At 61.6% G+C, this 6,107-nt stretch carries 6 protein-coding genes; all 6 read right to left on the minus strand.

Going from position 1 to position 6,107, the window contains the following annotated elements; translation table 11 throughout:
• Positions 1–77: 77 nt before the first annotated feature.
• Positions 78–1,262 (minus strand): (Fe-S)-binding protein, encoded by a 1,185-nt coding sequence (locus C6366_RS16740; RefSeq protein WP_107740015.1) that lies wholly within the window; start codon positions 1,260–1,262, stop codon positions 78–80.
• A 9-nt stretch (positions 1,263–1,271) separates the two neighbouring features.
• Positions 1,272–2,645 carry an FAD-binding oxidoreductase gene (locus C6366_RS16745; protein WP_107740017.1) on the minus strand — a complete coding sequence of 458 codons (1,374 nt, stop codon included), beginning with the start codon at positions 2,643–2,645 and terminating at the stop codon, positions 1,272–1,274.
• Between the two features lie 13 nt (positions 2,646–2,658).
• Positions 2,659–3,114, minus strand: coding sequence for an SsrA-binding protein SmpB (gene smpB / locus C6366_RS16750; RefSeq protein WP_107740019.1), 456 nt, complete (start codon positions 3,112–3,114; stop codon positions 2,659–2,661).
• Positions 3,114–4,892, minus strand: coding sequence for a phosphoenolpyruvate--protein phosphotransferase (gene ptsP, locus C6366_RS16755; RefSeq protein ID WP_107740021.1), 1,779 nt, complete (start codon positions 4,890–4,892; stop codon positions 3,114–3,116). Before ptsP ends, smpB begins: the two co-directional genes overlap by 1 nt.
• On the minus strand, positions 4,892–5,176 hold the full coding sequence (locus C6366_RS16760) for an HPr family phosphocarrier protein (RefSeq protein WP_107740032.1): 285 nt from the start codon (positions 5,174–5,176) through the stop codon (positions 4,892–4,894). The genes ptsP and C6366_RS16760 overlap by 1 nt, the downstream gene beginning before the upstream one ends.
• A gap of 138 nt (positions 5,177–5,314) precedes the next feature.
• Positions 5,315–6,107 (minus strand): PTS system mannose/fructose/sorbose family transporter subunit IID (locus tag C6366_RS16765; protein ID WP_146164896.1); only part of this gene is annotated, 793 nt, incomplete at its 5' end.

Below are 6,107 nucleotides of genomic sequence, written 5' to 3' on the forward strand. Positions count from 1 at the left end.
CATTTCTCCTTAGTATTCCGCGAAAACCCTGGACGTTCAGCCGAACAGGGCCTTGATTCATGGATAGCGGCCCGGGATCACCCCTCAAACAATTCCAACCAATGAGCAACGACCGTGGACCGGGGTGCCGTGGCCGCGAGTTGGACAACGCATCCGCTGCATCCGGTGGTCACGATGAGTTCGCTTTGCTCAGGCACCAGGCTCCAATACCGAGCCGCGACCTGGGAGGACAAGCCCGGCGCACTGAGTTGCATTACACCGCCCATCCCGCAGCAAGCGCTCTCATTCTCTACTAGCCTCGTTCCGAAGACGTTTTGCAGGAAGGCAGCGTCCGGATCCGGTGTTGGAGCGTGACAGGGACGGTGGTAGAATACATCTCCAATGCCCGCGGCGCGAAAGTCTTTCGGGTCAACCAAACCGCTCAACGGTTGAACGGCCGCCTCCCAGGCCAGCCGCTCCCGGTCGTCCTGAAACAGGTCGTTCGCTTTCGTGTAACCACGCAGGGCCGTGGTGCAGGTGGCGCAGATGGTGAGCAACGTGGGCCGTCCCAGTTCCCGCCACAAAGCCACGTTTCGGGACTGCATTTCGGCGTTCAAATCGGGTAATCCTGCCTGAGCCACCGTAAAACCGCAACATTGCCAATCCGGGAAGCTCTTCAGCCGGTTTTCCGCCGCACCAAGCATCCGCTCCGCGTTCGCCACCCACCACGGTCTGGCGAAGCGCGCCGTACATCCCGGGAAAAGCACGGCGTCTCCGAGCAAAACAACTTCGCCGGAGATCCGCTGAAAGCAGCCGGATCCGCGCGCCCGAGCAGGGAAGTGCACCATGGCCCGCGCTACATCCAGCGATCCGGCGGCCAATCGGTCCGGCAGCAAGCCCGCGTAACGGCCCAGAAACGGCCAGATATGGCGGGCTTGTTGGATCCAGGCCCGCCAGACCCAGGCCCGCCATCCCGGATGCACGGCCTTCACCTCCCGCAGCAGTTCCGGCAGGTCTCGACCTTGGGGACAACCATCCGCGCACCGCCCGCAACCCAGGCACAGCCCCAGCAGTTTGCTGGCCGCGACCGGATCGTGGAGATTGCCTTCCTCCAGTGCCTGGCGGATCAAAAAGGACTTGCCCCGAGGACTCAACTCCTCCCGCCCCGTGGCCGTGAACAACGGGCAGACGTCCAGGCACTTGCCGCAAAGAATACAGGGTCGCGTCGAAGCGCCCGAGTCCGTGGGGCATGGTGTCGCGTAATTTTGGAGGGACGTGGACAACGGGAAAACTCAATACGCCTTGCCAGGATTCATGATCCCCTTGGGATCAAAGGCGCGTTTGATCAGGGAGAACAGGCCGCACTCCACCGGGCCAACCTGCCGGTGCAGCCAGCCGCGCTTGGTCAAGCCCAAGCCGTGCTCTCCGGAAAGGACGCCACCCAGGTGGAGCACCAGTTCCAGCACGGCCTCCCGGGCTCGGAGCGCATGCTCCCGCTGGTTCTCTTCCGAGGCGTCGTGCATGATGTTGACGTGAATGTTGCCGTCGCCCAGGTGACCAAAGGTCAGGATCGACAAATCATGAACTCGGCCGATTTCCCGGATGCCCAGGATGCCCTCCGCCACCTTGCCCCGGGGCAAGGAAACGTCTTCGCTGATCTTGTCCGGGCCCAGACGAAAGGAAGCCGGGTTGATCATCCGCCGCAACTCCCAGAGCCGTTCCTCGGCCGCGGGGTCCCGCCCCTCTTCCACGAAGACCGACCCGCACCCCTCCAGAGCACTCCGGATCAATGCCAGCTCTTCCCGCAGCCCTTCCGGCCGGCCATCGCATTTGAGCAACAGAACTGCCTTGGTCCGATCATTCCAAGGGGAATCGCCAATTCGGGCCACGCAGTCCAGGACCTCTTCAGGCATCAATTCCATGGCCACGGGCAGAATCCCGGCCCGGAACACGGCCCGGGACGCGGCCAGCGCGTCGTCCAAGGAATGGTAGCCGACCATCAGCGAGGCCTGGACCGGAGGCAGGGGCAGCAGTTTAAGCGTCAGTTTGGTGAAAAAGGCCAGGGTCCCGGCGGAGCCCACCAGTAACCGAGTCAGGTCCAGGCCGACCACGTTCTTGTGCGTCCGAGCCCCGGTGTGGATCAGTTCCCCGCCGGGCAGCACGGCCTCGATACCCAGGACGTAGTCACGGGTCACGCCGTACTTCACGGCCCGCATCCCACCGGCGCAGGTGGCCGCGTTACCACCCAGAGTGGAAAAGCGCACGCTGGCCGGGTCCGGAGGATAATACAGCCCCCGCGCCTGAACCTGGGACTGAAAAGCCCCGGTGACCACCCCCGGCTCGACCTCGGCCGTAAAATCGTCTTCTTGGATATCCACCCGGTCCATGGCCAGACAGGATACCACCACCCCTCCGCCCTGGGGCACGCACCCGGCCACCACGTTGGTCCCCCTGGCTCGGGGAAACAGCGGAACCTCCTCCCGGTGCGCCCAAGTCAATAGCTCCCGGACCTGCTCCACCGAACGTGGACGCACCACGGCCCACGGCAAAGCGAACCGCCGACTGGCGTCCGTCCCGTACACGCAGGTCGCCTCCGGCTGCTCTAAGTAGTCGTCGCCGGGAAACTGGCCGCGGAGAAAGGCGCGTTGAGTGGTTGTCAGGGGCATGAGGGGATAAAAATCACATCTCCCGGGCCAGATCCCGATCCATGGCCCGACGTTTGAGGTCCTCGCGCTGATCGTGGTATTTCTTGCCTCGGGCCAGGCCTATTTCGACCTTGGCCCGACCGGCTTTCCAGTACATTTTTAGCGGCACCACGGTCAGGCCCTTCTGGGCGGTCTTGGCGCTCCAGGCCTCGATCTGGTGGCGGTGCAGGAGCAGTTTGCGTGGGCGTTCCGGTTCGTGTCCGGTATGCACGGCGTGGGCGTACGGGGCGATATGCACGCCCACCAGCACCGCATCGCCGCTCGTGAACCGAACGTATCCGTCCTTGAAGCTAACCTTGCCGTCGCGCAGGGATTTCACCTCCGAGCCCATCAGCGCCAGGCCGGCCTCCAGGGTTTCCAGGATTTCGTATTCGTGGCGGGCTTTCTTGTTCTGGCCAATCAGCCGGGTCCCGTCGCTTTTCGGTTTCATCAGTACCCCTCGTCCAGCAGGGAAGAATAGAACATCAGTTCACTGGGATGGCGACGGAAAATGCTGTCCTTGACCAGCTTGTTGTTGCGTCCCACGGTTTTGCTGGCCAGGACGTCCTTAAGCAGGGCCTTGCACTCCTCCATGGTCGCCTGGCGAATAATATGCTTGATCACCGGCACGGCCTGGGGATTCATGCTCAGGCAGTCCACATGCATGCCCATGAGCACCGGGATACAGTAGGGGTCCGCGGCCATTTCCCCGCAGATGCTCACCTCGATCCCGGCCCGATGCCCGGCGTCCACCACGTACTTGATCATCCGGACCAGGGCCGGGTGCAGCGGTTGATACAGATAGGAAACGAAGGAGTTGGTCCGGTCGATGCCCAGGCTGTACTGGATCAGGTCGTTGGTTCCGATGCTGAAAAAGTCCACCTCCGTGGCCAGGATGTCCGCCGTAATCATGGCCGAGGGCAGCTCGATCATGATCCCCACGGGCATTTCAGGATTGTACTTCAACCCTTCCTTCTTCAACTCCATCCGCACGCTGTTGAACACGGACTTAACTTGGCGCAACTCGCCCAACCCCGACACCATGGGAAACATCAACGAGATATTCTCGTGGACGCTGGCCCGCAATATGGCCCGCAGCTGGACCCGAAACAGGTCCATATGGTGCAGGCAGAACCGCACCGCCCGCAGCCCCAGGGCCGGATTGGCCTCGTCCAGGCCGCCAAAGTGGTTCATGAACTTGTCCGCGCCCACATCCAGGGTGCGCAACACCACCTTGCCGGGAAACATGATCGAGGCCAGGTCCTGGTATTCCTCCAGCAACTGCTCCTCGTCCGGCAGCTTGAGCCGGTTCAGATAAGAATACTCGGTGCGGTACAGCCCGACCCCCTCGCCGCCGTTGCCCAGCACCGAGGATACCTCTTCCAGCAGCTCTATGTTCGCGAAAACCTTGACCCGGTAGCCATCGATGGTTTCCGCTGGCAGATGGCTGGAACGGTTGATTCCGGCCTGGTACTCCTCGAACTGGTATTTCAGGTCCGTGAAGCTGGCCAGCTCCTCCTCGTCCGGCTCGACGATGATCCGCCCTTGCAGGCCGTCGATGATAATCAACTGCCCGTCCTGGATGGATTCTTCGAGATCGGCCGCGCCGACGATGGCCGGAATCTGCATGGCCCGGGCCAGGATTCCGGTGTGCGAAGTCTTGCCGCCGGTAACCGTGGCGAAAGCCATGATCTTGCCCACCTCCAGCTCCACCGTGTCCGCCGGACTGAGGTCGTGGGCCAGAAGAATGATCCGGGTATTGATGGACCGCAGGCTGTTTCCAGACTCGCCCAGCAGATACTGCTGGACCCGGCCCGCCACTAGGCGGACGTCCTGGATCCTTTCACGGATGTAGGCGTCCTCAATGCTGCGAAAAACCGTTTCAATGTCCGCCACGGCCTTTTCCAGGGCCCACTCCGCGTTCAATTGCATGTTCCGGATGCAGGTCTTGGCCGACTCCAGGAGCTTGGGGTCCTTTAGCATCATGATGTGCGAGTCGATGATCCGCGCATGCTCCAGCAATTCTGCGGGCACGCGGCCCTGAATGTCCTCGAGTTCGGCCAAGGCCTGCGAAAAGGCCTGATCCATGCGCAACAATTCATCCTCGACGTCCCTGTCCGGGATATTCTGTCGCGGGATGTTACGGGCCCTGCCTCGATTCAAAAAATAGGCTCGCCCCAGGGCGACGCCGGTGGAAACGGGAATCCCTTGGATGACGTGAACTGCCACTAGCGTTCCTCTTCAAAACGGTTCAAAAACAACTGTTCGAGCCGCTCCAGGGCGGCCTGGGCATCCTCTCCCTGGGCCTTAAGCTCCACGGCGCACCCTGGGCCCAAAGCCAGAGTCAGCAGGTCGAGAATGCTCTTGGCGTCCACCTCCTGCTCCTGGGAGAGCAAGGTGATCCGCGCCGAATATTTTTGGGCCTCCCGGGCCAGACGAGCCGCTGGACGAGCATGCAGTCCCAGCTCATTGGCCACGAAGACCTTCCGACTCACCACATCAAGTGTTTCCATACCAACGTCAACCTGATTTGGAGGTTTCGCGGGCAGCGTCTCCAGACTTTCAGCACCAACGCTCCCGTCTCCCATCTTCACCTTCCGACTCCCGTATCCTGAATTCTGAATCCAGATCTCTGACTCCTGAACCTGACTTCACAGCCCTCTGCTTAAAGCGGTCCACAGCCCAACCCAGACTGTAAGAAAGGCCAACACGAACCAGGCACGGGACACGCGCAAACGGAAATAACCGAAAGCACAGCACAGCACCGCGGCAGTCCAGAAAATCCACGCCCATTCCGGGCCGCCCTCGACGCGCAACTCGGGCCAAAGCCGCCACCAGAGCAGAAGCAACAGTCCAGCATTGACCAGCTTGATCCGCTGCCCCCAGTTGATCAGGTTCCAGCGTTTCAGTCGGCTCAGAAACGCGATGCCTTCCCGAAATCCACCTACAAAGGTCACCAGTTTGAACACCTGCACACCCAGAAAACAGCAGATCAGCCACATCCACGCCAATCCCGCCCATCCGTGTACAAGCAACAGCGTCAGGATCAGGACGCAAAAAACCAGGGCCGCGCCGCTGAAAAAGGAGTCCCCCAGGGCGGACAGGGTGTAGGTCGTGGTGTTTTTGACCCGTTGCAACACGGGCGGCGGCAGCACTCCTCGGGCGATGTCCCGTTCCAGGGACAAGAAAATACCAGCCAGAAGCGGCGTCCAGAAGGGATGTGTGTTGTAGTGTTGCAGAGACCGACGCCGGGCCTTGCGCAACTCCTGGGCATTGCGATGAATGACGGTCAGCCCGGGCTCCAGAGCCAGGGCCAAGCCGACATTTTGCATTCCGCGAGTGTTGAAGTTGGCGCCGATGAGGTAGGTGCGCAAGAACGTGCGAAGCATGACCCGGAAGCTGAGGGAGGGAGGAAAGGAGTCCGGGGTAGACCTGGGGGGGGAC

Origin of the sequence: Desulfonatronum sp. SC1, from assembly GCF_003046795.1 — a bacterium.
In the GTDB taxonomy this organism is placed as follows: Bacteria; Desulfobacterota; Desulfovibrionia; order Desulfovibrionales; family Desulfonatronaceae; genus Desulfonatronum.